Here is a 2,061-nt window from a genome sequence, read left to right as displayed (position 1 = left end):
ACCCATACTGGTGGATTAGGGACCGGGGAGGCACGCGCGTGCTTCCCCGGTTCGTTCTCGTGGGCGTGAGCGAGAAGAACCGTGACGGTAACCGGAGCGCGCGGGAGCGCCTCCAGCAGCAGCGCGAGCGCGAGAAGGCCCGCGAGAAGCAGCGCCGCGTCCTCATCGTGTCGGCGGCGGTGGTCGGCGTCCTCGGCCTGGCCGCGGTCGTCGGCGTGATCGCGGCCAACAGCGGGGGCAAGGACAGCTCGGACAAGGCCGGACCCGTCGTCGCGCCGGCCGGCGCCGTCGGCGGCGACAAGCCCGCCATCCCCCAGGGCAGACCGGACGCCCCGTCCACGCTCGCCGTCTGGGAGGACTTCCGCTGCCCCGCGTGCGCCCAGTTCGAGAACTTCTTCCGGGACGCGATCCACGAACTGGAGGCCTCCGGCGCGGTCAAGGCCGAGTACCACCTCGCCACCCTCATCGACGGCAACCTGGGCGGCAGCGGCTCGCTGCGCGCCGCGAACGCCGCCGCCTGCGCCCAGGACGCCGGGAAGTTCACCGCGTACCACGACGCGCTGTACGTGAACCAGCCGCAGGAGACCGACGACGCCTACGCCGACAACGCCAAGCTCATCGAACTCGCCGCGAAGGTCCCCGGGCTCGACACGCCCGCCTTCCGCAGCTGCGTCGAGGACGGCACGCACGACGGCTGGGTGAAGAAGTCGAACGACGCCTTCCGCAGCAGCGCTTTCACCGGCACGCCGTCCGTGCTGCTCAACGGAGAATCGATCTTCCCGAAGAAGGGGGACGAGCAGATCTCCGTGGAGAACCTGAAGAAGTGGGTCGCCGAGGCCAACAAGGGCAAGAAGGCCGGCACCGCCTCCCCGGCCGCCGGATCCCCGGGCGCCGGGGCCGCCGCCGGCCGCTGAGCGCCGGGGTGGTTCCCGACGGCGTTACGGAGAAGTTGCCGGGCTGGCTGCCGTACGGCCCGCCCGGCAAGGTAGCGTCGGTCCTGCCATGGACCTTGCCTTCATTCCCAGCCCGTCGACCGGCGTGATCCACCTCGGACCGATCCCGCTGCGCGGCTATGCCTTCTGCATCATCATCGGTGTCTTCGTCGCCGTCTGGCTCGGCAACAAGCGCTGGATCGCCCGGGGCGGCACTGCCGGCACCGTGGCCGACATCGCCGTCTGGGCCGTGCCCTTCGGCCTCGTCGGCGGCCGGCTCTACCACGTGATCACCGACTACCAGCTGTACTTCAGCGAGGGTGAGAACTGGGTCGACGCCTTCAAGATCTGGGAGGGCGGCCTCGGCATCTGGGGCGCCATCGCGCTCGGTGCCGTCGGCGCCTGGATCGGCTGCCGCCGCCGCGGCATCCCGCTCCCCGCGTACGCGGACGCCATCGCGCCCGGCATCGCCCTCGCCCAGGCCGTCGGCCGCTGGGGCAACTGGTTCAACCAGGAGCTGTACGGCAAGCCGACCGACCTCCCGTGGGGCCTGGAGATCAGCGCCGGCGCCAACCGGGTCGAGGGCGTCTACCACCCGACCTTCCTCTACGAGTCGCTGTGGTGCATCGGCGTCGCGCTCCTCGTCATCTGGGCCGACCGCCGCTTCACGCTCGGCCACGGCCGCGCCTTCGCGCTCTACGTCGCCGCGTACTGCGCGGGCCGGGGCTGGATCGAGTACATGCGCGTGGACGAGGCCCACCACATCCTCGGCCTGCGGCTGAACGTGTGGACCGCGATCATCGTGTTCCTGCTGGCCGTCGCCTACATCGTGATCTCGGCGAAGACGCGGCCCGGCCGCGAGGAGACCGTCGAGCCGAGGAAGGCCGTGGACGGCGAGAAGGCCGGTCCCGCGGCAGGCGAGGGCGACGAGGCCGGCAATGCCGCGGAGGCCGTCGACGGCGCGCCGGCCGAGGACGCCGCTCCGAGTGGCGCGGAGGCCGCCGCGGACGACGTGTCCGCCGAGGGCGTGAAGGACGAGGACGACAAGGACAGGGACAAGGACGGTGCCGGGAACGGCGCCGGGGCGGGCGGCCGCTGAGCCCCCGGGAGACATGGCGGAGGGCCGCCG

At 72.0% G+C, this 2,061-nt stretch carries 2 protein-coding genes; both read left to right on the top strand.

The window, feature by feature from the left end:
• Window positions 1-65: 65 nt before the first annotated feature.
• Window positions 66-914, top strand: coding sequence for a DsbA family protein (locus ACFWJO_RS13920; RefSeq protein ID WP_386864945.1), 849 nt, complete (start codon window positions 66-68; stop codon window positions 912-914).
• An 88-nt stretch (window positions 915-1,002) separates the two neighbouring features.
• Entirely contained in the window at window positions 1,003-2,031 is a 1,029-nt protein-coding gene (gene lgt, locus ACFWJO_RS13915; protein ID WP_386864944.1) for a prolipoprotein diacylglyceryl transferase, read from the top strand.
• Window positions 2,032-2,061 lie beyond the last annotated feature (30 nt).

Origin of the sequence: Streptomyces sp. NPDC127092, from assembly GCF_042722475.1 — a bacterium.
GTDB lineage: Bacteria > Actinomycetota > Actinomycetes > Streptomycetales > Streptomycetaceae > Streptomyces.
The sequence above is the reverse complement of the archived record's forward strand: the minus strand, read 5'-3'. Positions and strand labels throughout refer to the sequence as shown.

Excerpts from the sequence above, each read along its gene's own strand:
- lgt (WP_386864944.1), top strand. The coding sequence starts at position 1,003 with ATGGACCTTGCCTTCATTCCCAGCCCGTCGACCGGCGTGATCCACCTC.